The organism is Marinobacterium iners DSM 11526 (genome assembly GCF_900107855.1).
In the GTDB taxonomy this organism is placed as follows: Bacteria; Pseudomonadota; Gammaproteobacteria; order Pseudomonadales; family Balneatricaceae; genus Marinobacterium; species Marinobacterium iners.
Genome location: NZ_FNRJ01000009.1, coordinates 1 through 26,894 on the forward strand (window position 1 = coordinate 1; position 26,894 = coordinate 26,894).

Here is a 26,894-nt window from a genome sequence, read left to right on the forward strand (position 1 = left end):
GCTTGTAGCAACAACACAGACAATCAGAGCAACGTGACATATAAGCACGAGGCTCAATCAGATCCGGTTTGTACCAGTTTCGCCTGGCGACCATAGAGACGTGGAACCACCTGATCCCATACCGAACTCAGCAGTGAAACGCGTCATCGCCGATGGTAGTGTGGGGCTTCCCCATGTGAGAGTAGGTCATCGCCAGGCACTTAATACCAGAAACCCCGGTCTCGTTGAGGCCGGGGTTTTTGCATTGGGGCGAAGCACAGGCAGGCGCCAGACAAAAGAAAGGGCCCGGCGCATTCCCTGCGGCGGGCCCTGTCACTGACTTCCCTGTCAGTCGCTGCTTCAGTCCTGAAGCAAGCGGTGAGGTACGAACTCCTGTCGTCTTGGTCACACCTTGTGAACCTCAGGGCGCATAATAGGCGTGTTGTCTTTCCGGGTATATAGGAAAACTCTTATATTGCGTTTTCATGCCATAAGATGATGACCTGCATCAACATAGATGCGGTTGCCTGTGAGGGCTGATGAGTGTTCACTGATCAAAAATGCGGCAAGTTTTCCCACATCGGAAGGTGACCCCAACCGGTGCAGTGGAGATCGTTCAATGGCATCCCCCATCAGTTCATCAAAGGAATCAATACCGCCGGCAGCACGCGTTGGCATGGGTCCTGGGGATAGAGAGTGAACCCTGATCTGCTCTGGTCCCAACTCTGCTGCAAGATAGCGTACGGAGCTTTCAAGGGCGGCCTTGATGGGTCCCATCAGGTTATAGTGATCCACGACACGCTCAGCACCATGATAACTCATGGTGAGCAGTGAACCACCTTGAGGCATCAATTCACGTGCGTGCCGCGCCATTCGTATAAAAGAGTGGCACGAGATATCCATCGCTTTGCAGAAACCTTCTGAAGATGAGTCCACCAGTTTGCCGTGCAGTTCATCCAGGGGTGACCAGGCAATTGAATGGATAACAAAGTCGATCTGTCCCCACTCCTGCTTCAGACGTTCAAAAATCTGCTCAAGCTCGCCTTCAGTGGCAACATCGCAGGGCAGTACCAAAGTGGCACCCAACTGATCTGCCAAAGGGGCGACATATGGACGTGCCTTGTCATTCAGGTAGGTAATGCAAAGCTCCGCACCAAGGCCGCTGAGGACTTCTGCACAGCCGTAGGCGATGCTTTTGTTGTTAGCGATGCCGAATATAACACCACGTTTTCCTGTCAAATCTATCATTTCAGCTTCCATGGGGGTCTGATTGAATCGTGCGATGCCATTATCTCATCAGGTTTCGGTGACTGTATGGTTAAAACGCTGAATGTTTGTATCTGTGAGTAATGTGAGCTTTTATATCCATGTTTTCTGTCTGGTTGAACAGGTATGATCGAACTAAAAATAAAACAAAGCTGAAGAAAGGACCCTCTTATGCTCAACCATCTCAGTATCCGAATGCGTGTTATAGGTGGTTTTTGCCTCTTACTCCTGCTGGTTGCGTTATTGGTACTGCCAGCTGTCATGCGTGACTTCAATAATCTTATCCATGCAGCAGAAGAGCGGGAGCTGAAAGTTCAGTTTGATAAGGTACTTGAACGGATAGAGTCTGAACGTCGTTTGGCAACAGCTATGGCGACCCTGGTTGCTAGCCAGCCAAGTGTTCAGGCCGCCCTGTCGGACGGGGCGCGTGACCGGTTACTGGCAGAACTTGAGGGTGCCTTTGCTCGACTGCAATCAGATTTTGGCTTGCGCCAATTGCAGTTTCACACACCACCAGCGGTGTCCTGGTTGCGTGTGCATCGACCGGAAAAGTATGGAGACGACCTCTCCGGGTTCCGCCAGACTGTTGTGGAAACCAATCAGAAACGAGTAGCGGTCAGTGGCGTTGAGCAGGGAGTGGCTGGCCTTGGCATCCGTGGCATGGTGCCTTTGGAAGTGGCCGGGCATCACTGGGGATCGGTAGAGTTTGGCTTCTCTCTGGGACAATCGTTTTTTGATCAAGTCAAACAGGAAACCGGGCTGGATGTCGCATTAATTCTGAATAATGCGGGTCAACAAACATTGTTCGCGTCCACGTGGGGCGATCAGGCGCTGCTCGATCCCGATGTATTCAAGCTTGCGCTTCGGGGGGAGGGGCAGATGGGGACAGGAGAACTGGAGGGCTCTCCTGTCGCGATCTACTCCAACCAGTTACAGGACTTTTCAGGCCAGTCGATTGGTGTTCTGTCATTGGCAATGGACCGCAGCAGCTACATTGATGCATATGAACAAGCTTTTTATGAGTTGCTGGCCATCATTGGTGCATTTTTGGTGCTGGGAGTTTTGATTGCTCTTTATATCAGTCACAGTGTGGCAAAACCACTATTGCAAATCACGCATGCGATGAAAAACATATCAAGTGGTGACGGTGATCTGACACAACGATTACCGGTTAATGGCAAGAATGAACTGACAGACATCGCAAGTGAGTTCAATCATTTCATTAGCCGTATTGAAGCGTTGATTCAGGAACTGATGCGTGCAGTCGCGTCAGTTTCCAGCTCCGGCTCACACCTGTTTGATGTCAGTGACCATACGCTGGAACTTGCGAACCGCCAACGTCGCGAAACTACCGAGATCGCTACAGCCATGAACGAGATGACTGCGACGGCCCAAGAGGTAGCACGCAGCGCAGCCAGTTCTGCAGAGGTGACGCAAAAAGCTGATGAAGAGGCACAGATTGGTCATCGGGTTGTAGAGGATGCCATTGACGCCATTAATGCATTGGCAGCAGATGTTGCTTCCATGCGTGATGTGATACGGGATGTAGAAACCCGCAGTGAAAAAATAAATACCATCCTTGATGTTATCCGTGATATCGCCGACCAGACCAATCTGCTGGCGTTGAATGCCGCAATAGAGGCTGCCCGTGCAGGTGAGCAGGGGCGCGGCTTCTCGGTAGTGGCGGATGAAGTGAGAGCACTTGCACACAGGACTCAGAACTCTACAGCCGAGATCAACGACATGATCAGTGCACTCAAGGAAGGGACCGGACATACGGTTCGGGTTATTGAGCAGAGTCAGAGCCAGTCTGAACAGACGGTATCCACTGCCGCGCGTGCAGGGGAAGCGCTGCAGGCAATTACGCGGGGGATGGATGAGATACGTGACATGACCGCGCAGATCGCCTCTGCTGCCGAGGAGCAGACACAGGTCAGTGAAACCATTAACCAGTCGGTCGAGCGCGTTGGTACCGGTGCTGAAGAAACCTCGGTCGGCGCGTCGGATATCCTTGTGTCAGCTGCCGGCATAGGCTCTGAGCTCTCGCAGTTGATGCGGGTGATTCGAAAGTTCAGAGTGACGCAGGACGATGTAATTGAGCTGGAAGTGGCGAAAGCTGCACATCAGGCCTGGAAGATGAGGCTACGAGCATTTCTTGATGGGCACGCGGATATTCCGCATGAGCAGGCGGTATCATCACACGAATGCGATTTCGGCCGCTGGTACTACACTACCGGCAAGGAACGCTACGGTAACTCATCGGTTTTACAGGCCATCGAGAAACCGCATGACCGTCTGCATCAGTTGATTGGCGAAATTATCGAGGCCAAGCATCATGGCAAAGAACCTGAGGCTGAACGCAAGTATCAGGAGGTGGCTCAACTGTCTGGTGAAATCGTCAGCGCCATTGATCGGTTAATTCAGGAAGCTCGTTGAACCGAAAAAAATGCCGGGCTTATTCAAAGCCCGGCATTTCACGCGCGGGTCGGCCAATGTGGTAACCCTGGGCGTAGTCGATGCCGACGTCTCGCACCATCTGCAACACTTCCTCGGTTTCCACGAATTCGGCCACGGTTTTAAGGTTCAGCTTCTTGGCCAGTTCGGTAATACTGACCACAAAGGCCAGGTCTCGAGGATCATTGCCCATGTTGGCGATGAACTCGCCTTCTATCTTAACGAAATCGATTGGCAGGTATTTCAGGTAATGGAACGATGAAAAGCCGGAGCCAAAATCATCGATGGCCATCATGTAGCCCGAATCCTTCAGGCTGTGGACAAAGTTCTCCAGCAGCCCCATGTTCTTGACAGTGTCGCGCTCGGTTATTTCAAACACAATCCGGGATGGGTTCAGTCGGTATCGCTGAGTCAACTCGTGAAGCGTTTGCAGGAAGTCGCGCACCAGTATCGAACGGGGTGACAGGTTGATGAACAGCAGGCCCTGATAGCCGGTTTCCTGAACCTTGGCGAACGCCTTTTCCATTACGATGTAGTCCAGCAGATGTACCTTGCCCATGGACTCTGCAATCTCAATGAACTCGCCGGCTGACATCAGTTTGTCACCCGGCAGCTGCAGACGACTGAGTACTTCTACAGCAGGCGTATCCTCATCCAGTGGTTGAATGGGCTGAAAAACCGGCACCACGCTGCGATTCTCGATGGTATCATTGACCAGCAGCATCTTCTGGTTAAGGTCGTTGAAAATATCCGCTACATCTTCTTTATGTGGCAGGCTGATACGGTTCTTGCCCTGAGTTTTGGCCCGGTACATCAGGTTATCGACGAACATGAACAGGTCTTTGCGGTTATCCGCATGGTCAGGGAAGATGCCTGCCCCGATCGAGCCGGTGACGCGTACCAGACCGCCTTTCTCGGTCTCAAGGCTGAAGGATTGCAGGCAATGTAGCAGGCGTTCACAGACTTCGCTGGTCTGTTCCAGCGTTGTTTCAGGCAGCACCACTACAAATTCATCGCCACCGTAGCGGGCCAGAATATCGCCGGTACGCAACACCTCCTGCATGGCCAGAGCAAGCTGCCGCAGCAATTTGTCTCCCATGGCATGACCATAGCCGTCATTGATCGCCTTGAAGTTGTCCAGATCGATCATCAAAAGGGCGACCTGATAATCGTGACGATGGCAGCGATCCAGTTCGTAGTCCAACAGCTCCCAGAACATGCGCTGGTTATACAGGTTGGTCAGCGGATCACGTGTTGCATAGTATTCAAGGTCACGGGTGTACTTGTAGATCGCTTTAACCGAGCCGACCACATTGAGCAGGGTGGACAAAATGCTCTCCAGTACCAGTACCTTGGTACTGTCCTTGACGATATCGGCATGCACACCGATACCGACAATGCCACCGATCTTGGGTGTTTCGACCAACAGAGACTTGGTCTGTAACTCAATTTCGGTCGTGTTCAGCACCATCTCGGGACCCTCAAGCTGTACCGAGTTGTGGTGAATAATAATCTCGCCGGGTATCGAAAAATGATCGTTGCCCTGCAGGCGATTGAGCACCGCCTGCTCCATCATCTTCTTGGTTTCCTTGGCGGGGGGGCGCAGCCAGAAAATTTCCAGATCAAACATCTCATCGTCCACCTTGAAGATGGAAAACATGGTGTAGATCGGAATGACCTGGTTGATATCCAGCATCAACAGATTAACGTATTCGCGCCAGTCCCGTACCACTTCCGACGTGATGACAAATTTCTCCAGCAGACGGATTTCGAACTCCAGCAGGTCTTTGTCCACCGCGATGGTGCGTAATTTTTCAGCAAGCGCTTCGACCTGTCCGAATATGTGATTCAGCTCCCTGAAACCAAGATCCTTTTTGTCTTTTGACAGCTGACTGAGATCCTCAAGCGAATCGACTCGTGAAATCCTGTTGCTCAGCTCTTCTACAGACTGATTGATACGCAGTGTCACGGTCCGCACCGCCCAGAAACCAAACAGGAAGGGCAAAGGGGAAAGCAGCAACAGGTAATACAGCAGGTTTCGGTTTGCAACGCTCATCTGACGGCTGAGATCCTGATGTACCTCGATCAGCCCCAGGTTGTCACCAACGCGGGCATTGGTATGGCAACCCGTACAGTTTTCGCGGGCCTGAAGCGGATACAGATAGCGTTGATGAGTACCGTCATTCTCCTCAATGATCTCACCGCTTTGCATGGCCTCGCGCATCAAAGCATCCAGATCGGGCTGCTCGATGGAGCCGAATCGCTCGGTTACTTTGGTGCCACGGAAAACACTCACTTTAAGGCTGGAAGCGGGGTGCTCGGTGTTGGACAGCTGGCGCATGAATTGCTCCAGCTGCAGCCGGGTCCAGCCCTGGCTCATGACAAGATACATTGAGTTGAAGGTGCTTTCGGCGACCGAGCGGGCAATTTCCTGAGCGCTGTCACGTACACTGGCCTGATAGGCTTGGCGGCAGACCAGCAGCAACACCAGAAATCCGATGGCAGAAAAAAGAAATGTGCGGTTGAGCAGGTAACGCCGGATGGATGGCGAGTGACGTGACATATGAACCACTGCTGTTTTATTTATAGTCGGACGATTGTACGCGCAGAGTGTGAACTGATCTGCAGGCAATTGGTAGAGGGTTGATATCTGTCAAGTATTGGAGACAGGAGAGGACGTCGATCTCAGTCCTGTCGTGCCTTCGAGTGCCGGTGTATCCTAGTCCGTTCGGAACGCTGTATGACAGGGAGCCAGGCAGATGGCACATGACTCAACTACCCCCGTATCCTCGGGACTGGCGATTATCCACAGCAATCGACTTGAGGCACTGCGCACGTTGCTGGTGCAATGGATGCAAATTAACCCGCTTGGGGTGCTGGAAAACGAAGTCGTGCTGGTTCAAAGCAACGGTATTGCCCAGTGGCTGCAGCTGGCGTTGGCGCGTTCGACAGATGACCCGGAGCAGCCTGGCTGTGGCATCGCGGCTGCGCTGGACATTCAGCTGCCCTCGGCCTTTCTGTGGCAGGCATATCGGGCTGTCCTCGGCCCTGATGCAGTCCCTAAAACATCACCCTATGACAAATCTCGCCTGACCTGGCGGTTGCTGCGACTATTGCCCGACCTGCTCAAGCAGCCTGACTTTGAATCGCTGTCGCATTTTCTTAAGGATGACGAAAGTGCACGCAAGGAATACCAGCTGGCCGAACGGCTAGCGGATCTGTTTGACCAGTATCAGGTCTACCGTGCCGACTGGTTAAAGGCATGGGCCGATGGTCAGGATATCCTGATTGATGCCCATGGTCAGCCTCAGCCGTTGTCGGATGATCAGCGCTGGCAGGCACTGCTTTGGCGTGCCATTCGTGCGGACCTCGATGACCATCAGCGAATGTTGAGTCGTGCCGATCTGCAGCAGCGCTTCCTTGATGGCTGCAAGTCACTGCGTCAACGTCCGGCGGGGTTGCCGCGTCGTCTGGTGGTGTTTGGCATATCGGCACTGCCGCAACAGTTCATTGAGGCGTTGGCCGCTCTGTCACGCCACACCCAGGTTTTGCTGTGCGTACATAACCCTTGCCGGCACTATTGGGCCGATATTATCGATGGCAAGGAACTGCTGCGCAGTGAAAAACGACGGCAGGTACGCAAGGAAGGTATGCCGGAAGTATTGAGTGATGCTCAGCTGCATCTGCATGCGCAGCCTCTGCTGGCGGCCTGGGGCAAGCAGGGCCGTGATTATATTCGCTTGCTGGATCAGTTTGATGAACCCGGGCGTTATCAGGACTGGTTTGAACGCATCGATCTGTTTGATGAAGCCGAACGCGATATTGAATCTTTGCCACTGCTGAACCAGATTCAGCAGGATATTCTGGAGCTGGAGCCAACATCTCATGTTCCCCGGATCTGGGTTGAAGGTGATCACTCACTGACTTTTCAGATAGCACACAGTCGTCAGCGTGAGGTCGAAATACTGCACGACCAGCTGTTGCACTGGTTTCAACAGGATCCATCACTGCGGCCTCGCGATATCATCGTGATGGTGCCCGACGTCAACCAGTATGCACCGCATATTCGTGCTGTGTTTGGCCGTCTGCAGCGGCAGGACCCGCGTTTTATACCCTTTACCCTCAATGATCAGCAGAACCGTGGTCAGGCGCCACTGCTGATTGCACTGGAACTCTTGCTGCAGCTGCCGCAGGAGCGTTTTGGCGTCAGTCAGTTGTTTGACCTGTTGGAGGTGCCGGCGTTGCGTGAACGTTTTGGCATGGCCGAGACAGACCTGCCTCGACTGCAGCACTGGGTTCGTGAATCCGGTATTCGCTGGGGGCTGGACAGTGCCCAACGCGCAGGCTTGGAGCTGCCCGAAGGGCTGGAGCAGAACACCTGGCTGTTCGGCCTGCGTCGCATGTTACTGGGTTATGCGATGGGCGAAGAACAGACATTCGCCGATATTGAGACCTATGGCGAAGTCGGGGGGCTGGAGGCGGCACAAGTGGGGCCATTGGCTGAGCTGATCGCCGCTCTGCTGCAGTTGCGTGAGCACTTGCTAACCCCAAAGTCACATATTGATTGGGGTTTAATCCTTACTGATCTGCTGGAGCGTTTTTTGCTGCCCGTCAGCGATCAGGACCTGATACTGCTGGAGCGGCTCGGACTGAAGCTGCAGCAATGGCAGGAGGCTTGTGCCGAAGCCGGGTTGAATCGTCCGCTGCCGCTGGAAGTGGTGCGCGAAAGCTGGCTTGATGGCATCGATGAACAAAGTCTGTCACAACGCTTCCTGGCTGGGGCCGTCAACATCTCGACTCTGATGCCGATGCGTGCCATCCCCTTTCGTCGGGTTTGCCTGTTGGGAATGAACGATGGCGACTATCCACGCGTACAGCCGCCAATGGATTTCGACCTGATGGTGGGGCGCTACCGCCCTGGTGACCGGTCAAGGCGTGAAGATGACCGCTACCTGTTTCTGGAAGCACTGCTGTCGGCGCGAGATGCGTTCTATATCAGCTGGGTGGGTCGCAGTGTACGTGATAATGCCGAACAGCCGCCATCAGTATTGGTGGCTCAGTTGCGTGACCACATACAGCAGGGTTGGGCAACGGCGGCAGAGGACGGTAAGGCAGTGTTACATGCCCTGACTACCGAGCATCCGTTGCAACCTTTCAGTCCAAGCTACTTTGAGCATAACCCACGCCTGTTCACCTACGCCCGCGAGTGGCGTGACGTACATGAAGCAGTGGACAGGCTAGAGGCCGGAGAGTCGCCTCCGATGGAGTTGCCTCAAAGCCTAAGTCTGAAACCGTTGCAGCGTTTCCTGCGCAACCCGGTGCAAATCTTCTTCAACCAGCGCCTCAATGTCTGGTTCGATACGCTGGAAGAGATGCCGCAGGAGCATGAGCCCTTCCGTTTTAACCGGCTTGACCAGTATCGGCTGGGTTCTGACCTGATCGATGCCGGGCTTAAAGCCGACACACCGGAGCTGGGCATTCAGACGCAGCTGGCACGCTGGCAGCGAGCGGGGGAGTTGCCGCTGGGTGCCTACGGCGAACGTTCGCTGCGAGAAATCGTCAGCCCGGCCGCTTCAACGCTGCGTCATCTACAGCCGTTATTCGCCGACTGGCAACTCTTGCCTGATGCGCTGGAGTTGCAGCTGTGTCTGCAAGTGGATGGAGGGCAGGTGATGCTGGAAGACTGGCTCAGTGGGCTTTACCGACACCGTTCGGGGCCGGAACTGGCTCTGATACTGCATTCGCCTCAGGCCATCAGCGACAAGGGAGCACCACGCTGGCACCGGCTGGTCCGGGCATGGCTGGATCACCTTGCCGTCAGTGCAAGCGGGTACTCACTGACCACCTTTCTGGTCGGGCCGGATACCAGTGCCCGGATCAGGCCGATCACGGCCACACAGGCACAAGCGCAGCTCAATACACTGCTGTCCCATTACCTGCAGGCGCTTGAAAAGCCGGCGCCGCTGGCCTGTCGAACTGGCCTTGCTCTGCTGACGGCTGCTGATGGGAAAGATCCAATTACACAGGCCTACCACGCCTACAACGGAGATAGTCGTTTCCCGGGGGAGGGCATACGGGACCGTTACCTGCAGCGGGCGTGGCCAAACTTTGACCGCCTGCTGGAGGAGGGGCTGGAAGATTGGGCGTATGCACTGTATCAACCCCTGATCGACCAGGCGGAATTGCTGCAGTGGGAGAGCGTATGACTACACCGCACACTCAGCCACAGACACTGAATCCGCTGGCTTTTCCACTGCATGGGCATCGCCTGATCGAGGCCAGTGCCGGTACCGGCAAGACCTTCACTATCGCCGCGCTCTATGTGCGTCTGGTACTGGGCCATGGCAATACTGATACTCGCTTTCAACGTGACCTGTTACCGCCTGAGATTCTGGTGGTGACCTTCACCAATGCAGCCACCCGTGAATTGCGTGACCGAATCCGCACTCGCCTGGCCGATGCCGCGCGCGTATTTCGTGGTCAGTCCGCGCCTGATCCGTTCCTGCAGCAGCTGCTCGCCGAGCCCGAGTTTGCCATGGAAGAGGCACGAGCGCTGGCCGCCCGCAAACTGGAGCAGGCCGCTGAGTGGATGGATGAAGCCGCGGTATACACCATCCACAGCTGGTGCCAGCGCATGCTCACCCAGCACGCTTTTGATACCGGCAGCCTGTTCCGCCAGCAGCTGGAGCAGGATGACAGCGAATTGCTGGCCGAGATGGCACGTGACTACTGGCGCAGCTGGTGCTACGCACTGTCGCCGATCGTGGCCGAAGCACTGAGTGAACTGGCCGCTGATCCCGATGCTCTGCTGCAGGCGGTCAAACCCCTGCTGCAGCCGGGTGATCAACAGGTACGATATCAGGGCAGCAGTATCAGCGAGGCTCAGTCCCCTGCAGAATATGCCCGGAAGTTGAACGACTGGCTGCCACAGAAGCAGCAGCTGGAGCAGCGGGCACGCACCCTCTGGCTGGCTGAGCACGACGAAATTGAAACGCTGCTGATCAGTGCTGCCCAAAAGAAGATTCTGAATAACACCAGCTACAAGCCGGAAGCCCTGCCTGAAAAGCTGGCTGACATGGTGGTCTGGGCTGAAGGGGGCATGCTGTCGAGTGACAAGCTGGCCCACTTTGCGCGTGCAAAGCTGACCGATAAAACAGCCAAAAAGATGCAGGACCAGACGCCGGAGCATCCGGTATTCGACCTGTTACAGGAGCTGGTGGATTACCTGCAGCTGCAGCCTCCGCTGCAACCGGTACAGCTGCATGCGGCGCAATGGATTCAGCAGCGTTTTGATCGATCCCGCGAGCGCGCAGCGGCGCTCGGCTTCAATGACATGTTGGTGCGGCTGGATCACGCACTGCAGGGTGAAGGTGGTGATCGCCTTGCCGCAACCATTCGTCGTCAGTACCCGGTCGCACTGATCGACGAATTTCAGGATACCGATCCACTGCAGTACCGTATTTTCAGCCGCATCTATCGCGGCACGAATCTGCCGGATGCCGACCCCTCAGAATGTGCACTGTTGATGATAGGTGACCCCAAACAGGCGATCTACGCCTTTCGTGGTGCCGATATTCATACCTATCTGCAGGCACGACGTGATACCAGAGGGTGCCACTATACCCTCGGGCGCAATTTCCGTTCATCAAAAGCCTTGGTGGAGGCGGTCAACCGGCTGTTTGAGCATGCTGAAGCCAGCCAGGCCAGTGGTGCCTTCCGTTTTGCCCGTGAGGGTGATAACCCGTTGCCGTTTATTCCGGTGGATGCCAACGGCCGCAAAACGGTATTTGAGGTTGAAGGCGTACGGCCATCAGCCCTGACGCACTGGCTGTTGGAGGAGGACGCGGCTGACGGGGTAGCCGTCGGTGATTACCGCAGGCTGATGGCCGAGCACAGTGCCAGCCAGATTCGTCACCTGCTTTCACTGTCGCAACAGCAACGGGCTGGCTTTCGCTCCGAGAATGGCCAGCTGAACCCGATCAGGCCAAGTGATATCGCCATTCTCGTGCGCAACGGTAGCGAGGCCCGGCTGGTTCGTGGTGCCCTGCAGCAACGCAACGTTCGCAGTGTGTACCTTTCCGATCAGGCTTCGGTCTATGCCAGTGCCGAAGCTGAGGACCTCTGGCGCTGGCTACGCGCCTGTGCCGAACCGGAGCAGCCGGGCCTGCTGCAGGGTGCGTTGGCCAGTCGAACGCTGGATCTGGGCTACGTTCACCTGGAACAGATAACCCGTGATGAGCAGCTGTGGGAACAGGCAGTGGAGCGGTTCCGCCATTTGCGTGACATTTGGCAGCGGCAGGGTGTTCTGCCAATGGTGCGCCACCTTCTGGACAGTTTTGAGCTTCCTGCCCGTCTGCTACAGGATGCGGGTGGTGAGCGGGTGCTGACTAACTTGCTGCATCTTGCCGAACTTCTGCAGGCGGCCAGTAGCCAGCTGGAAGGTGAGCAGGCCCTGATTCGCTACCTGCAGGAACAGATCATGGACAGCGGCCAGGGGGGTGATGAACACATCATGCGGCTGGAAAGTGATGCTGACCTGGTGCAGGTGGTGACCATTCACAAGTCCAAGGGGCTGGAATATCCGCTGGTGTTTCTGCCCTTCATCTGTGCCTACCGTGAAGTGACTGCCAGTGACGGCAGCTACCGCTATCAGTCGGAGCAGGGCAGTGTACTGGAACTGGACAGCAAGGATGAAAGCGCCAAGCGGGCTGCAGAAGCCGAGCGGCTTCAGGAAGATCTGCGCCTGCTCTATGTGGCACTGACCCGCCCCGTGTTCGCGTGTTGGCTGGGGGTGGCTGCAATCAAATACAACCGTTCGCTTAGTCTGCACAAAAGCGCTTTCGGCCAATTGTTGGGTTGCGAATCGAAAACCGACAGCGCGACGCTCAAGGCCCGGCTGCAACCGCTGGTCAGTGCCGGTGTGATCGAAGTGGAGCCTCCGCCGACAATCGATGCCGAGTTGCTGCCGGACACTGCCACTGTAACAGCACTGGCACCGGCACGCCTTTGCGATAGACCGGTTGCAGCTGAACGCTGGTGGATCGCCAGTTACAGTGCGATCAGCCAGCTGCAGGGGCGGGCCGAGCAGGAGCAGCCCGCCGAGGCTGAGCCGGCTGAAAGTGCCCGTGAAGAAACCGCTCGGGAAAATCTGGATGAGCCGTCAACGCGTGCCGTTGTGGTTGAGTTTGCCTATGATCCGCATCATTTCTGGAAAGGCCCTCAGGCGGGTACCTTTTTGCACGGTGTACTGGAATGGGCAGCGGAAGAGGGCTTTGAGCGAGTGGCACGGGAGGCGCCACTGCGACACCAGTTTCTGGCACCGCGCTGCCAGCGGCGGGAATGGCAACCCTGGTTGCCGGTGCTGGACGATTGGTTGCAGAAGCTGCTGACTATCCCCCTGCCACTGGTTGGGCAAAGTGTACCGCTGGCGCAATTGCAACAGTATCAGGCCGAGATGGAGTTCTGGCTGGAGGTGGCTGAGGTGCCGGTAAGTCGACTGGACCGCCTGATCACGCAGCAGGTGTTGCCGGGCCAGCCGCGTCCTGCACTGGCGCCGCAGCAGCTGGGCGGTATGCTCAAGGGATTTATCGACCTGGTGTTCGAGCATCAGGGGCGCTACTGGGTGGCCGATTACAAGTCCAACTGGTTGGGGCCGGACAACAGTCACTACAGTGCTGCGGCGATGCAAAAGGCGGTGCTGGATAAGCGCTACGACGTGCAGTATGTGCTTTATCTGCTGGCGTTGCACCGGCTGCTCAAGGCCCGGTTGCCAGGTTATGCCGATGACCCCATCCGGGGCTACGAACAGCATGTAGGCGGTGCTCTTTATCTGTTTCTGCGTGGCATTACAGAACCGGAGCAGCATGGCTGCTGCATTGATCGTCCGTCAGCGCAGTTGATTGAAACACTGGATGCACTGCTGACCAACAGGGAGAGTGCTCATGTCTGAACAGGTCGATCTTTTCGCAACCGAAGCCTCTTTGCATCCAGCGCTGGCCGACTGGGCTGTGCTGGAATCGCTGCTGCAGCGCTGGCAGGAACGGGGCTGGATACGGTCGCTGGATCTGGCACTGGGTCGCTTCCTGAATGACCTTGATCCCAATGCCTCGCCGCTGGTGATGCTGGCGGCTGTGCTGGTCAGCCACCAGTTGGGCCGAGGACATATCTGCGTTGATCTGGATAGTCTGCTCTCGGCGCCGGACAGTGCTCTATCACTACCACCAGACGGAGAATTTGGCGAAGCTCTGCCAGATCGACCGGTTGAATTGTTGCAGGGGCTTGGGCGTGGTCAGTGGCTGCAGGTGCTGGCGGAAACGGTGCTGGTCAGTGCAGGTGATCCGCCCGCACCGCTGGTGCTGGAACCGGGCACTACCCGTCTTTATCTCTACCGCCAGTGGCGTTACGAAGTGGAGGTCGCTGAGCGGATAGCCGAGCGCCTGCAACCGGTTGAGGTGGATGACGTTCGCCTGCGGCAACGCCTGTCAGAGCTGTTTCATCTGCAAGAGGGGCACTTGGACTGGCAACAGCTGGCCTGTGCGTTGGTGGCGGGCAGTCGCTTTGGCATCATCACCGGTGGTCCCGGTACGGGCAAAACCACCACGGTTGTTCGTCTGCTGGCACTGCAGCAGAGTCTCGCCCGTGATGAAGGTCGCACCCTGCGTATTCGGCTGGCGGCGCCCACAGGAAAGGCTGCGGCGCGGTTGACCGAATCAATCAGCGGCGCAATTGGACGCCTGCCTGCAGAGATGCAGCAGGGTGTTCCGCAGGAGGTAACAACTTTGCACCGGCTGTTGGGAGCTCGGCCCAACACACGCCGTTTTATCCACAATGTGGATAACCCGCTGCATGCCGATTTGGTCGTCGTGGATGAGGCTTCCATGATTGACCTGGAAATGATGCACCAGTTGTTGGCTGCGATGCCGGCCAGGGCACGGCTGATTCTGTTGGGCGACAAGGATCAGCTGGCCTCAGTGGAAGCCGGCTCGGTACTGGGGGATTTGTGCGAAGGTGCCGAACGAGGCGGTTACAGCCGTGAAACCTGGCTGCAACTGCAGCGGCGTACCGGGCAGGACTTGGCGCAGTGGCAGTCTGAATCCGGGAGTCCTTCTGAGCAGCCGCTGGCGCAAGCCATTGCGATGCTCAGACACAGCCACCGCTTTGGTACCGACAGTGGGATAGGAGCATTGGCGCGAGCCGTCAACAGTGGCCAGCCACAGGCGGTAAATACCGTGCTGGCGGCGGGTTATGTCGATCTTGGCTGGATTCACCTCAAGGGTGATGCTGACAGGGCTCTGGATCGCCTGATACTGGATGGCGGCCCCCAGCCGGCCACGGATGAAGGAATGCAGCCTCGCGGCTATCGCGAGTATCTTGAGCAGCTGAGTACACACAGACCCGAAAGCTATGATGAGCAGACACAAGACGTTTGGGCCAGACGAGTACTGGACACCTTTGGTGAGTTTCAACTGCTTTGTGCGCTGCGCCGCGGCCCCTGGGGAGTCGAGGGGCTGAATGCACGTATTGCCGCTGTGCTGCAGCGTGCCGGGTTGATATTACGCAGTGAAGGTTGGTATGAAGGCAGGCCTGTACTGGTCACCCGTAACGATTACAGTCTGGGACTGATGAACGGTGATATCGGTATTACCCTTATGCGCCAGGAGACGGATGGGTCCACTGGGCTGCGCGTGGTCTTCCCGCTCGCGGACGGCAATCTCAAATGGGTCCTGCCCAGCCGGCTACAGGCGATCGAAACCGTGTACGCGATGACTGTGCACAAGTCGCAGGGCTCGGAATTTGCACACACGGCTCTGCTGCTGCCACCCGCGGTCAACCCGGTGCTGACGCGGGAGCTGGTATACACTGGTATTACACGCGCCAGTCGCTGGTTCACCCTGTTGCTGAGCCACCCGGGCCGACTGGATGATGCCGTACGTGCGCGAGTGCGCCGGGCCAGTGGATTGGGCAAAAGGCTTATACGCTTGTCTTGAACAGGTGAAATCCTTCTTCTCAGACCAAAGAGAGGTGCCCTTTCATGATTTATGTCATTTTTTGGCATAAACTAATGCCGGTTAAGCCTATTCTAAATTAGACATGAGCAATGGGGAGAGTGCCATGTTCAAATCAGGATTGCGCCTCATGTTGGCCGGTGTTGTGCTGGCCAGCGGTACTGCGCAGGCAGCGGGAGTGGCCGCTGACGGACAGAAAATCGTCATGCAGGGGGATGGCAGTGGTGCGCCCTGTCTGGCGTGTCACGGCATGGACGGTGCCGGTAATGATGCAGGTGGTTTTCCGCGCTTGGCTGGACTGAGTGCCGAATACCTGACCAAGCAGATGCAGGACTACAACGCGGGTACCCGGGTCAGCCCGATCATGCAGCCGAATGTGGATAACCTCAGCGAGCAACAGATTCTGGACGTTGCCGCCTATTACGCGTCGCAACCAGTGCCTGCAGTGAAAGCGTCCAGCGCCAGTGAAGAGGTACTGGCCCTGGGTGAAAAGCTGGCTCTGCGCGGCGACTGGAGCAAGCATGTGCCTTCCTGCAACAGTTGTCACGGTCCCGGTAATGCGGGTGTTGGTTCTGCATTTCCAGGCATTGCCGGCCAACATCCGACCTATATTCGCCAGCAACTCAAGGCCTGGCAGAGTGGCAGCCGTCACAACGATCCAGTGCAGCTGATGACCGGCGTTGCCGAGCGTTTGACTGATGCTGAGATTGAAGCGGTCGCGACGTATCTGGCGGCTCAGCCTGTCACTGTTGTCGAAGGAGGTCAGTAATGAACCATTTCAATGCGCTGGCAGTGGCGGTGTCTGCTGCCGTACTGACATCGGCCACACATGCGGCGGAGCTGAAAGTTCCGGTTAACCTGCCGGCTCACAAGGAAGGTGCCTATGTACACCAGGCACCCACACTGGAAGATCTATACGCCGATAAAAGCATCCATCCCGAACTGCGGGAAGTGATTCTCAAGGGGCGTGATCTGTTCAACAATACCCAGCAACTGCGTGGCAAATATGTGTTCAACGACAACAGCTGTCGCAACTGCCATATGGGTGAAGGCGGACAGAACTGGTCCGGCCCGGTCTGGCCTGCGGTTACCACACTGCCTGATTTCCGTGGCAAAAACGGCCATGTGAACTCGCTGGAAGAGCGCATCGCCGGCTGTTTTGCCTACTCAATGAATGGTAAGCCGCCGGCCTATGGCAGTGATGAAATGGTAGCCCTCAGCGCCTACCACCAGTGGCTGGCAACCGGCGCGAAGGTGTATGAGCGTAATATCAGCGGCCGTGGTTTCAGCAGTCTGGGCAAGCAGATTCCGGCTGATATCAGCTATGAAGCTGGCCAGAAAGTATACCAGGAAAACTGCGCAATCTGTCATGGTGATGACGGCAATGGCCAGCGCGTCAACGGCAAGGTTGTATTTCCTGCGGTATGGGGTGACAACTCTTACAACTGGGGGGCCGGTATCAGCCGTATTTATACGGCGGCCTCGTTTATCCACATGAACATGCCGTTGGGCAAGCCGGGTTCACTGAGCGAGCAGGATGCCTGGAATGTGGCCTGGTACATTAACAGTCAGGAGCGCCCGCAGGACCCGCGCTTTACCGGTGATGCTGCCGAGACTCGTGAAAAGCACCTGAACTTTCACAAGCATACGCGCTACGGTACCGAGTTCAACGGCAAGGTCTTGGGCCAGCATGACAACACCGGCGACAAGCCGTTCCTCAAGCCGGACAACCTGAAGCCTCGCAGCTTTACGTTCGAGTAAAAGGTTTCCAGGAGGGGTCGCTAAGACCTCTCCTGCTCAGTTACCTCATCCAGCATGATACCGCTGCGGCTAAAGCAGCCCTGGCCTCGCGCCAGCTCACGGCTGCGTTCGTCATACACGCTGGCTTCGGCAATCAGCTGCTGGCGCCCGGCACTGATCAAGCGGCCGACGGCATGAAGAGCCCCCACTTTTGCCGGTCGCATGAACAACGTATGAAAGCTGGCCGTTACCAAAAACTGATCCTGTACTCGGCTGGCTGCAGCAAAATAGGCGGCATCATCCAGTAACTTGAACAATACTGAACCGTGCAGGGTTCCTGCTGCGTGGCAGAGGCCAGGGTCCGGCGCCAACTCAATGCGGGCGTGCCCCTTATCCAGTGTAAGCTGGGACGGGTACAGGCGGTTGATGGGGGCCTGTTGATACATTCTGATCAAACGCTCGTAATGTTGATCGCTCGACATGACAGCTCCGTAATGAGTCAGAAGAGGCCGTATTTGGCATAATAGGTTGCAAACGGCATCCATCTGTCCTTGAGGTTTAGCATGAACAATACACTGATCTATGGCCTGATTGCAGCCGGACTGGTTGCGATCACCGTATTGGCAGCGATCATTTTTCGCCAGCTGCAGCAGGAAAAATCGCGCAAGACCCAGCAGGCGGCTCAGGAAGCCGAATGGCTGAAGCAGTTTGAGGCACGGCAGGAATATCTGAGTGAAAGTATCCGGCTGGTTGCACATGCCATTTTGCATGATGAGAAAATGACAGCAACCGAGGGCTGTATTCGTCTTAAAGTACTGCTGGAGAATTTTCGTCCCCAGCTGCTGCAGGAAGAGACATTGCAGGTGATCACCGAAGTGCATGACAAAACCAGTCACATCCCGATCAAGGATGAATGGAAGGCCTTACCGAAAAAGCTCAAGCTGGAGTATCAGCGTGAGATGGAGCAGCTTGAACAGGGGCATCTGAACGCAATACAGGGAGCGGCCAAGGCATTAAGCCGAGGCCAGTATCTGAGCTGATCAGGGATGGAGTATCTGCTCACGTTTCTGATCTCACTGTGGCTGGTCGTTGGGCTGGTGGTCGCTCTGACCTATGGGCGGGCACCCACCTGGCGACCTGAACGACGCGCGGTATTGCAACTCATGCAACGGTTGCAGGATGGCACCGCCCGGCGCGAAGAGTGGGAGCTGTTCATAGGTATTGCCGCGCTGCATGACCCTGAGCTGGAAGAGATCAGGCGCCGTTGCGTGGCGGTGCATGAGGGTGATACTGATCACTCACCAGCAAGAGACGGGCTTGAACCCTATCTGTATGATCGTGAAGCCCGTGCCCGGTTGGCTTTGATCATGGCGGATCTGGAGCAGTTGATCGCTTCTGAGCCTTATTATCGGCGTTTTTGATCACACATACTGGTGGTGTTCAATCAGCCGGGTCAGGCGGTGGCTGTTACGCCAGCAGGCCTCCAGATCGTGTGCAACAGCTGCCTGATGCAATTCGGCAACCACTGTTTCCAGTTCTGGCAGTTGGTACAGGCCGGCAAGTCCCAACAACTGATGTGAGTGTGTACGTATTTGATCAAACTGACCTGATCGGACAGCGGCGCAAACGGACTGCGCCTGATGCTGGAGCTCGGTATGCAACTCACCGGTATCGACCTGATCCAGCAGTGCAGGCATTGGCGCATAGTCACTCAGGGTGGCAACGGCGTCTTCATCCACCGGGCAATGAAGCGACATCAGTCGGAAAAGGGTGCTCAGATCCACAGGCTTGAGCAGAATTTCATTCACGCCCGCCTCTAGCAGAGCCTCATGTTCATGGGTCATGACGTTGGCGGTCAGCGCGATGATCGGCAATGAGTCTGAGTGCCGACGAATCTCATGGCTGGCCCGAATACCATCCATCTGCGGCATGTGTACATCCATCAATACCATATCAATCGGTTGCTTATGGAATATCTGCAACGCTTCTACGCCCGTGCGGGCTTCAATGACTTCAGCGCCAGCTTGGCCGAGTGCCTTGGTCAGCAGTATCCGGTTGAACTCATTGTCTTCCGCCAGCAGCACCCTCAGCTTGCAGGGTAGCTGATAACTGGATGCTGCATGGGGTATTGGCTCAGCGGGGTAAAGTGGCGAAACGACCGTATCGGCGTCTGCCAGAGGCAAGCTCAGGCTTACGTGAACACAGGTACCCTTGCCCTTTTCACTGCTGAGCCTGATGTCTCCCCCCATGAGCAGAGTCAGACGGTGGGCGATGACCAGCCCAAGGCCAGAACCACCAAAGCGGCGACTGATGGTATTGTCGGCCTGAATAAACGCCTTGAACAGATGTTGTTGCTGCTGCTCGGAAATGCCAATGCCGGTGTCCTGCACACTCAACTCGATATGGCAGACTGAATCCTGCCGTAGAGACCTGACTCTGAAGCAGACCTCTCCATAGTCTGTGAACTTGATTGCGTTGCTCAACAGGTTGGTCAGTATCTGACCGATCCGGGTTGGGTCACCCAACAGTGCCGGTGGCAACTCCGGGTCCAGCTCAGATCTTAGCTGCAGACCTTTCTCCAGCGCCATTGGTGCCTGCATCTGCAACAGGTTATTGAAGTACAGGGTTGGATCGAACGGAATCTGCTCGAGCTGGATGGCGTCGGACTGCAAGCGTGAGAAATCGAGAATATCGTCAATAATGGTCAATAGCAGGCTGGATGTCTGGTTGATGATGCTGCAGTAGTGCCGCTGCTCAGCCGACTGCTCGGTTTGCTCCAGCAAGCGCGAAAAGCCCAGTACAGATGTGAGCGGGGTGCGCAGCTCGTGGCTCATGCGGGCCAGAAACTCGTCCTTGGAGCGGTTGGCTTTATCCGCTTCACGGCGGGCAACGGTAAGCTCCTCATTCTGACGCTCCAGGTGGCGCAGGGTGGATGTGAGCTGACGTGTGGCCCGGTTGATCTGCTGTTCCTGCTCCTGGCTGGATGCCTGAATTCTGGCGGCCATGCGGTTAATGCCCCGTGCCAACAAACCCAGCTCGCCAGCTGTATGTGTCGTGGCGGCACGGGTATCCAGATGGCCCGCTTCCAGGCGCTCGACAACCTGGCTAAGCCCACGAATCGGTTGGGTGATGCGGCGGCCAAAACGGCTTGCCAGAATGGCGGTGAGCATCAGGCCCAGGCTGATCAGCAGCAGGCTGTTGCGCAGCATTTCTTGACGTGTCGCGATATTGTTGTGGGCCGATAATACGACCGCTACCCAGCCAATTCGCTCGGGCTCAGGCGCATGGATACTCAGCTCGGGATTATTGTCTGCCAGCAGGGCACTGCTGAAAATCGGCGACAGGAATATCCACTGGCCCGATGTTGACTGCAGAGCCGGGCTCTCGGCGCTCAGTTCTACAGCAAATTGGCCGCTGCGGTGTAAAAGATTGAACGTATCGTCGTAAAACAGGACATCCAGTACTTCAGCATGACTGTACCGGGTTTTTTGACTCAGAACGCGAAGCTGGTATTGGTTACCGCTGATGACACCGAATTCGGCTGCGGAGGCGAGCAGATCGACCATAATCTTGCCTCGCTCAATCAATTTGTCGGTGTTATCCGAAAGGCGGCTGTAGATGAAATAACTGCCGAGAATCGTTGCCAGTACCAGCATTGGAATAATCGACAGCAGGAGTACGCGATGACGAATACTCAGCCGGCTACGTGTGCCCGGCATCAGCCATCTGCCTCGGTCCGCGCCAGTTTTTCCTGCAGCCACTCGGCTGAAAGTGGCTCAATATCGAGGGTGCGTACTGCAACCGGATTAACACTGACATCGAAGTAACGTGGGAAGCTGGCACTGGGCAGGCTGCCGCCGTTCTGCAGCAGGTTAAGCCATTCGGCACTTTGGCGTCCGATCTGTGCTGCAGACGAGTGAACCGACGCTGCGGCACCGGCTTCTGTATAGCTGGCAGAGAAACCGATCACCGGTACCTTGTGGCGTAATGACAGATAGAGCAGCCATTTGGAAATGGCACGGTTGAACACCGAACTGTCTGGAACAACCAGGAACAGATCGCTGCCTTCCACCACTGGCGTCAGACGCTCGACCGGATTGTCTTGTCGTGTCAATTCAACCAGAGACAGCTCGAATGCCTCGGCCTGTGCGCCTTGCTCTAGCCCATCACGCATATTGAGGCTGTTGCTGCCTAATGCGGTTCCCAATATGGCGGCAGCCGGCTTGACCAGGCGGGCCAGCCGGATCTGGCGTGCCAGAGGCTGGTCAATATAAATGGCACTGACCGATGCATACGAGCCTTTCGGCAGCAGTTTGCGCTTGAGCTGATCAAAGGTTGCCGATGGCAGGAAAGAGCAGATCAGGCTTGAATCGGGATGGTAGCGCTCCAGCATGCGTTCACAGGCTCGGGTACCCACTGCGAGAATAACAGGTGCGCGGCTGTCATCGGTTTTGAACTGATCGAGAGTCAGTACTCGAATCGGGTGTACGGAATGCTCCCGAATGGCCGACAAGACCTGATTATAACTGGGGCTGAAGTCACTGAGCACGATCAGTGACTCCCCGGCTACGGCCGCTCTAAGAGGCACAAGACAGATCACAAGGCTGCACAGCAGCCAATGCCTCAGTCGGGTCGTTGTCCTGCGTAATAATGACATCCCTGAAATTATCTCTGCTTCCCGATTAATGATATCTGAGCGTCAGTCTCAGCCAGGCTCGACGGTCAAACAGGTTGTACTGATAAAACTCTTCGTATGTTGGACCGAAAGCATTCTGAATTGTCAGTGCGGTTTCCAGTTCAGTACCTGCGCTCAGCTGCCAGTTGTATGCGGCACGCAGATCTGTGCGCTGATAGCTTTCGCGAAGACCACCCTCGAACCAGTGCACGCTATCCATATAGTAGTGCATTAAACTCAAGTTTAAATCAGAAGCAGGAGTCCAGCTAAGCATTAATGATGCGGTGTGTTCGGGGGTGATCGCATCACGGAATATCAAAGTCTGTCCCTGTAGATCTTTATTGGTCTCCCAGCGATCAGTCAACGTGTTGGTATAGGTGTAGTTCAGCAGTGCCGAGAGCTGACTACTGAGTTGTCGATGAAGCTGAATTTCAACGCCCTGGTTTTCCCAGCCGAAGTTGTTCTCATTAGTAGACACGCGACCCTGGGTCATTGGGTGAGGGGGGGGAGCAAGCTCGTCAGTCGGCAAGAAATAGGAGCTGATCACGTTGCTGAGTTGCTCGTGGAACAGGCGCAGGTCGAAATGTCCCTGGTGATCATCAAATGCGCGGTAGTAACCCAGTTCATACGTTTTGATCCTTTCAGGGCCAAGGTCTGGGTTAGCGGCCTTGTCCAGATCATAGACAACGGGGTCTGGACCAAACAGGCCGGCAGGTGCATAGATGGTATTGTTTGCATGCCGTTCCAGTAGAGAAGGCAAACGCTCACTGATGGAGTAACCCAGCCGGAAGCTGCTCTGCTCATCAGGCCGGTGAATCAGTGCATGACGATAGGACAGGGCATCGCTGTTTTCTGAGCTGTCCTCGTACATAAAACCGGTGCTCAGGCTCCAGCGAGGGGCAAAATCCCAGTCCAGGTTGCTGAACAGGCGCCAGCGCTCTTCGGTCACCTTGCCGCTTTGCAGCAACACATCGCTTTCGGCGGTTTCGTAGCGGTAACCCAAACCGCCAACGAGTTCCAAAGAGCCTATCTGATCCGTTAGCTGCAATTCGGTATCGTAGCTGTGGGCGGTGCCATGCTCAGAGTCTTCGTGAGGGGAATTCAACGCGATAAAACCATTCACGATTGCCGGATTGTCGGTTCCGATAAAATCACCAACACGCTCAAAGCTCATCGCCGGTGCTTCCAGGTCCAGGTAGTTGTGATAAGCCGTCAACTGAATGGTCCCGGTATCCGAATACAGGTGCTGATACTTGATCGACTGGTAGTTGGCATCATGATCGCGTTTGCTAAAGGGTTCGAGTTTGTCAGCCCCTCCCACATACGTATGCCCACGGTCCACACCCGCCTGAATCCAGAGGGTATCGGTAAGGGTGGGTGTGTAGCTGCCGCTGAAGCTCAGATAGTTGCGCTTGAGCGCGTCGCCATAGAGATCAGAACCGTCATTCTCTTCATGTCCGCCCGACAGGCGGTAGTTCCAGCTGCTCAATTGGTCGGCATGGCCAAACTGCAGGTCTCGGGTGTCCATGCTGCCACCGGTGGCGCTGACGTAACCACCGCTCAGCAGGGCTGGTGAGCGGGTGATGATGTTGATCGAACCCATAAAGGCGTTGGAGCCTTGAGTTGGCACGTTGGAGCCCCGCACCACTTCGATCCGTTCGATATCCTGCAGGTTGATGCCCAAAGAGGTCCAGTCAACGGTTGCCAGCAGTGGCAGATACACGCTGCGACCGTCGACCATCACTTCAAGCCGGCGCGGGAAGTTGTCGCTGGCACCATGGTAGGTGGTGGCAAATTTGTTGGCACTGACATGATAGCTCTGAAAGCCGGGGACCAGCCGCAGCAGATCGGGAATGTTACGGGCACCCGAGGCGACGATTGTTTGACGATCAATGATGCTGATTGAGGCGGGGGCTTCGGTCAGTTTCTGGGTCAGCCGTGTGGCAGAGGTGATTTCGGGAATATCGGTAAGAAAATCCTGTTCGCTGAGGTACAGGCTCTCGTCAGCCTGAAGAGTGGGACTTGCCAGTCCCATGGCCAGCAGCGGCGCCAGCCGATACAGGGGTGTACGATTCGTCATTGCAACTCCGGACAGAGTAGTTATTTGATTTTCAGTCCTACATACAACACGACCAAAGCCAGTATGGCTGCTTCAAAAATGAAGCCGTTGTGCTCCAGAATCCAGTCCAGCATGCGCTATTCTACCTCTCAGGCGCCGATAGACCAGCGCATTTGTTGAGCGTGTCGGGCCCTCTCCGGTACTATTTGACCTCTATCACAAACCCGAGCCCGTCATGCATTACCCCGATACCAAGCTGCCACAGGTCGGAACGACCATCTTTACTCGCATGTCCGCCTTTGCGCAAGCGCACCAGGCGATCAACCTGTCGCAGGGTTTTCCCGATTTTGATGGCCCACAGGCTCTGCTGTCGCGAGTTGATCACTATATCCGCCAAGGCGCCAACCAGTATGCCCCCATGAGTGGTGTGCCAGGCCTACGCACTGCGATCGCCGCCAAGGTGGAACGCTGCTACGGTCGCATGGTTGATGCGGAAACAGAGGTGACGGTGACCTCCGGGGCAACAGAAGCACTGTTCGCGGCCATTTCGGCGGTGGTGCGCCCGGGGGATGAAGTGCTGGTGTTTGATCCGGCCTATGACAGCTATGATCCGGCCATCACGCTCAATGGTGGCAAAGCGGTGCATATCCCGCTGCAACCCCCCGCTTTTGAGATCGACTGGGAGCAGGTACGACAGGCGATCAGCCCCAATACCCGCATGATTATCCTCAATACGCCGCACAATCCGACCGGGCAGACGCTGGCCGCCGCCGATATGCAGGAGCTGAGCGACCTGGTGGCCGGCACCGATATTCTGCTGCTGGCCGATGAGGTGTATGAGCATATCGTGTTCGATGGCGCTGAACACCAGAGCATCAACCGCTATCCGGCGCTGGCTGAGCGCAGCTTCGTGGTGTCCTCTTTCGGCAAGACCTACCACACCACCGGCTGGAAGATCGGCTACTGCGTCGCTCCGGCCCCGTTGACAGCCGAGTTGCGCAAGATCCACCAGTATCTGACCTTCAGCACCAGCACACCGATGCAGCTGGCGCTGGCGGATTACCTGAATGACGATCCGCAGCATGATCAGGCGTTACCCGCGTTTTATCAGGCCAAGCGTGACCGATTCAACGCCGGTATGGAGAAAAGCCGCTTCCAGTTTACACCGGCAGCGGGCACCTATTTTCAGGTAATGGACTACAGCGCCATCAGTGAACTTCCGGACACCGAGTTTGTCCTCTGGCTGATCGAACAGGCGGGCGTTGCGGCCATTCCGTTATCGGTGTTCTATCAACAACCCCCTGAGATGCGTCTGGTGCGCTTCTGCTTCGCCAAGAGCGAAACTACCCTTGATCAAGCCGCGGAGCGACTATGCAGAATCTGAAAATTTCATTGGTCCAGACTCCACTGGACTGGCAGCAGCCGGAACCGAACCGTACCCGTCTTGCCGAGCTGATGGCGCCGCTGGCTGGGCAGACTGACCTGATCGTACTGCCTGAAATGTTTACCACCGGCTTCACCATGGCCCCGGATGAGGTTGCCGAGTCCATGTCCGGTCCGACTCTGGGATGGATGAAGGAACAGGCGGCGTCACTGGGTGCCGCCGTGTGTGGCAGCGTAGTGATCGAGGATCAGGGGTATCGTAACCGGCTGCTGTTTGTAACGCCCGACGGAGCCGTTGAGCATTACGACAAGCGTCACCTGTTCCGCATGGCGAACGAGCATCAGTATTACGTGGCCGGCAACAGCCGCAAGGTGATCGAGTACAAGGGCTGGCGCATCCTGGCACAGGTTTGCTACGACCTGCGCTTCCCGGTCTGGTGTCGCAACCGCAATGACTATGACCTGGCACTGTTTGTGGCCAACTGGCCCGCGCCACGTCGCAATGCCTGGCGCACGCTGCTGCTGGCACGGGCGATCGAAAACCAGTGCTATGTGGCGGGGGTAAACCGCATCGGTGAGGACGGCAAGGGGCTGGAGTACAGTGGCGACAGCCTGCTGGTGGACTTCAAGGGGCAGGCGCTGCTGGATGCCTCTGTCGGTGAAGCTTTCGTCAAAACCGGCACCCTGAATGCCGACGACCTGCAGCGGTTTCGGGACAACTTTCCGGCCTGGCAGGATGCGGATGAGTTCAGCTTTTTCTCTGACGTTGAGGACGATTTTGCATGATCGATACCGCGGCACAACAGATTATCGATGCCGGGCAGTGGATTGATGCCCAGGGCTGGTGTCCTGCGACCGGCGGCAACTTTTCCGTTCGGTCAGGGCCAGAGCGTGCCTTGATTACCGCCTCGGGTTGTCACAAGGGGCATCTCACGCCCGAGCAGCTGTTGCAGGTGGATCTGGATGGTCAGCCTCAGGCCAGCTTGCTCAAGCCTTCGGCCGAAACCCTGTTGCATACCCGCCTGTATCAGCTTGATAACCGGATCGGCGCCGTGCTGCACACGCATTCGGTGGCCTCCACGGTGCTGTCTCGTTTGGAGTCGGGTCAGTGGCTGACCATCAGCGGTTACGAAATGCAGAAATCGCTCAGTGGCAACCACACCCATGATGCCAGCATCCGCATCGCCATTCTGGATAATGCTCAGGACATGCAGGCGCTGGCCGCCGAGCTGAGCCAGCGCTGGCAGCCTGAAGCGCTGCAGTGGGGCTTTTTGGTTCGCGGACATGGTCTCTACACCTGGGGTCACGACATGAATGAAGCACGCCGCCATCT

General features: G+C 56.3%; 16 protein-coding genes, 1 rRNA gene and 1 pseudogene. 12 read left to right on the forward strand and 6 right to left on the reverse strand.

From position 1 onward, the window contains the following. Positions 1 to 82 precede the first annotated feature (82 nt). A 5S ribosomal RNA gene (rrf, locus tag BLV48_RS10650) occupies positions 83 to 198 on the forward strand. Between the two features lie 264 nt (positions 199 to 462). On the opposite strand, the gene fabI is transcribed toward rrf, so the two are convergent. Further along, positions 463 to 1,227 carry an enoyl-ACP reductase FabI gene (gene fabI / locus BLV48_RS10655; protein WP_206842246.1) on the reverse strand — a complete coding sequence of 255 codons (765 nt, stop codon included), beginning with the start codon at positions 1,225 to 1,227 and terminating at the stop codon, positions 463 to 465. Between the two features lie 189 nt (positions 1,228 to 1,416). Here fabI and BLV48_RS10660 point away from each other — a divergent pair, with 189 nt between their 5' ends. Further along, a complete protein-coding gene (locus BLV48_RS10660; protein ID WP_091826769.1) occupies positions 1,417 to 3,681 on the forward strand; it encodes a methyl-accepting chemotaxis protein in 2,265 nt (754 codons plus the stop codon). Between the two features lie 19 nt (positions 3,682 to 3,700). On the opposite strand, the gene BLV48_RS10665 is transcribed toward BLV48_RS10660, so the two are convergent. Then, positions 3,701 to 6,262, reverse strand: coding sequence for an EAL domain-containing protein (locus BLV48_RS10665; RefSeq protein WP_091826770.1), 2,562 nt, complete (start codon positions 6,260 to 6,262; stop codon positions 3,701 to 3,703). Between the two features lie 196 nt (positions 6,263 to 6,458). Here BLV48_RS10665 and recC point away from each other — a divergent pair, with 196 nt between their 5' ends. The 5 genes from recC to BLV48_RS10690 all read left to right on the forward strand — a co-directional run bounded on the left by recC (position 6,459) and on the right by BLV48_RS10690 (position 17,465). Beyond that, entirely contained in the window at positions 6,459 to 9,905 is a 3,447-nt protein-coding gene (gene recC / locus BLV48_RS10670; RefSeq protein WP_091826771.1) for an exodeoxyribonuclease V subunit gamma, read from the forward strand. Continuing rightward, a complete protein-coding gene (gene recB, locus BLV48_RS10675) occupies positions 9,902 to 13,648 on the forward strand; it encodes an exodeoxyribonuclease V subunit beta (protein WP_091826772.1) in 3,747 nt (1,248 codons plus the stop codon). The genes recC and recB overlap by 4 nt, the downstream gene beginning before the upstream one ends. Beyond that, entirely contained in the window at positions 13,641 to 15,686 is a 2,046-nt protein-coding gene (gene recD / locus BLV48_RS10680) for an exodeoxyribonuclease V subunit alpha (protein WP_091826773.1), read from the forward strand. The genes recB and recD overlap by 8 nt, the downstream gene beginning before the upstream one ends. Positions 15,687 to 15,810: 124 nt before the next feature. Beyond that, positions 15,811 to 16,473, forward strand: a complete 663-nt coding sequence (locus BLV48_RS10685) for a c-type cytochrome (protein ID WP_091826774.1) — start codon at positions 15,811 to 15,813, stop codon at positions 16,471 to 16,473. Then, positions 16,473 to 17,465, forward strand: a complete 993-nt coding sequence (locus BLV48_RS10690) for a c-type cytochrome (RefSeq protein ID WP_091826775.1) — start codon at positions 16,473 to 16,475, stop codon at positions 17,463 to 17,465. The genes BLV48_RS10685 and BLV48_RS10690 overlap by 1 nt, the downstream gene beginning before the upstream one ends. Positions 17,466 to 17,485: 20 nt before the next feature. Here BLV48_RS10690 and BLV48_RS10695 read toward each other — a convergent pair whose 3' ends face one another. Continuing rightward, entirely contained in the window at positions 17,486 to 17,926 is a 441-nt protein-coding gene (locus tag BLV48_RS10695; protein ID WP_175527643.1) for a PaaI family thioesterase, read from the reverse strand. 81 nt (positions 17,927 to 18,007) lie between these two features. Here BLV48_RS10695 and BLV48_RS10700 point away from each other — a divergent pair, with 81 nt between their 5' ends. Together BLV48_RS10700 and BLV48_RS10705 are read left to right on the forward strand one after the other, a co-directional pair. Beyond that, a complete protein-coding gene (locus BLV48_RS10700; RefSeq protein WP_091826777.1) occupies positions 18,008 to 18,484 on the forward strand; it encodes a DUF2489 domain-containing protein in 477 nt (158 codons plus the stop codon). Between the two features lie 6 nt (positions 18,485 to 18,490). Next, entirely contained in the window at positions 18,491 to 18,865 is a 375-nt protein-coding gene (locus tag BLV48_RS10705; RefSeq protein ID WP_091826778.1) for a hypothetical protein, read from the forward strand. On the opposite strand, the gene BLV48_RS10710 is transcribed toward BLV48_RS10705, so the two are convergent. Genes BLV48_RS10710 through BLV48_RS10720 form a run of 3 tightly spaced genes read right to left on the reverse strand, consistent with a single transcriptional unit; the run spans position 18,866 to position 24,199 of the window. Further along, on the reverse strand, positions 18,866 to 21,163 hold the full coding sequence (locus BLV48_RS10710; protein WP_091826779.1) for an ATP-binding protein: 2,298 nt from the start codon (positions 21,161 to 21,163) through the stop codon (positions 18,866 to 18,868). It lies immediately after the preceding gene. Next, complete coding sequence (locus BLV48_RS10715; protein WP_139253910.1) at positions 21,163 to 22,101, reverse strand: hypothetical protein; 939 nt, start codon at positions 22,099 to 22,101, stop codon at positions 21,163 to 21,165. Before BLV48_RS10715 ends, BLV48_RS10710 begins: the two co-directional genes overlap by 1 nt. Positions 22,102 to 22,126: 25 nt before the next feature. Then, positions 22,127 to 24,199 (reverse strand): TonB-dependent receptor plug domain-containing protein, encoded by a 2,073-nt coding sequence (locus BLV48_RS10720; RefSeq protein ID WP_091826781.1) that lies wholly within the window; start codon positions 24,197 to 24,199, stop codon positions 22,127 to 22,129. Between the two features lie 214 nt (positions 24,200 to 24,413). On the opposite strand from BLV48_RS10720, the gene BLV48_RS10725 reads away from it, so the two are divergent. The 3 genes and pseudogenes from BLV48_RS10725 to BLV48_RS10735 all read left to right on the forward strand — a co-directional run. After that, entirely contained in the window at positions 24,414 to 25,562 is a 1,149-nt protein-coding gene (locus tag BLV48_RS10725) for a pyridoxal phosphate-dependent aminotransferase (RefSeq protein WP_091826782.1), read from the forward strand. After that, on the forward strand, positions 25,550 to 26,347 hold the full coding sequence (locus tag BLV48_RS10730) for an amidohydrolase (RefSeq protein ID WP_091826783.1): 798 nt from the start codon (positions 25,550 to 25,552) through the stop codon (positions 26,345 to 26,347). The genes BLV48_RS10725 and BLV48_RS10730 overlap by 13 nt, the downstream gene beginning before the upstream one ends. After that, positions 26,344 to 26,886, forward strand: a pseudogene (locus BLV48_RS10735) (methylthioribulose 1-phosphate dehydratase); the annotation flags it as partial. The gene BLV48_RS10730 and the pseudogene BLV48_RS10735, both read left to right, overlap by 4 nt. Positions 26,887 to 26,894 lie beyond the last annotated feature (8 nt).

Bases quoted from the DNA above. Each gene is read 5' to 3' on its own strand.
- recB (WP_091826772.1), top strand. From the start codon at position 9,902: ATGACTACACCGCACACTCAGCCACAGACACTGAATCCGCTGGCTTTT.
- BLV48_RS10695 (WP_175527643.1), bottom strand. From the start codon at position 17,926: ATGTCGAGCGATCAACATTACGAGCGTTTGATCAGAATGTATCAACAG.
- BLV48_RS10720 (WP_091826781.1), bottom strand. From the start codon at position 24,199: ATGACGAATCGTACACCCCTGTATCGGCTGGCGCCGCTGCTGGCCATG.
- BLV48_RS10660 (WP_091826769.1), top strand. From the start codon at position 1,417: ATGCTCAACCATCTCAGTATCCGAATGCGTGTTATAGGTGGTTTTTGC.
- BLV48_RS10715 (WP_139253910.1), bottom strand. From the start codon at position 22,101: ATGTCATTATTACGCAGGACAACGACCCGACTGAGGCATTGGCTGCTG.
- BLV48_RS10665 (WP_091826770.1), bottom strand. From the start codon at position 6,262: ATGTCACGTCACTCGCCATCCATCCGGCGTTACCTGCTCAACCGCACA.
- BLV48_RS10685 (WP_091826774.1), top strand. From the start codon at position 15,811: ATGTTCAAATCAGGATTGCGCCTCATGTTGGCCGGTGTTGTGCTGGCC.
- BLV48_RS10705 (WP_091826778.1), top strand. From the start codon at position 18,491: ATGGAGTATCTGCTCACGTTTCTGATCTCACTGTGGCTGGTCGTTGGG.
- BLV48_RS10730 (WP_091826783.1), top strand. From the start codon at position 25,550: ATGCAGAATCTGAAAATTTCATTGGTCCAGACTCCACTGGACTGGCAG.
- BLV48_RS10725 (WP_091826782.1), top strand. From the start codon at position 24,414: ATGCATTACCCCGATACCAAGCTGCCACAGGTCGGAACGACCATCTTT.
- BLV48_RS10690 (WP_091826775.1), top strand. From the start codon at position 16,473: ATGAACCATTTCAATGCGCTGGCAGTGGCGGTGTCTGCTGCCGTACTG.
- recD (WP_091826773.1), top strand. From the start codon at position 13,641: ATGTCTGAACAGGTCGATCTTTTCGCAACCGAAGCCTCTTTGCATCCA.
- BLV48_RS10710 (WP_091826779.1), bottom strand. From the start codon at position 21,163: ATGCCGGGCACACGTAGCCGGCTGAGTATTCGTCATCGCGTACTCCTG.
- recC (WP_091826771.1), top strand. From the start codon at position 6,459: ATGGCACATGACTCAACTACCCCCGTATCCTCGGGACTGGCGATTATC.
- BLV48_RS10700 (WP_091826777.1), top strand. From the start codon at position 18,008: ATGAACAATACACTGATCTATGGCCTGATTGCAGCCGGACTGGTTGCG.
- fabI (WP_206842246.1), bottom strand. From the start codon at position 1,227: ATGATAGATTTGACAGGAAAACGTGGTGTTATATTCGGCATCGCTAAC.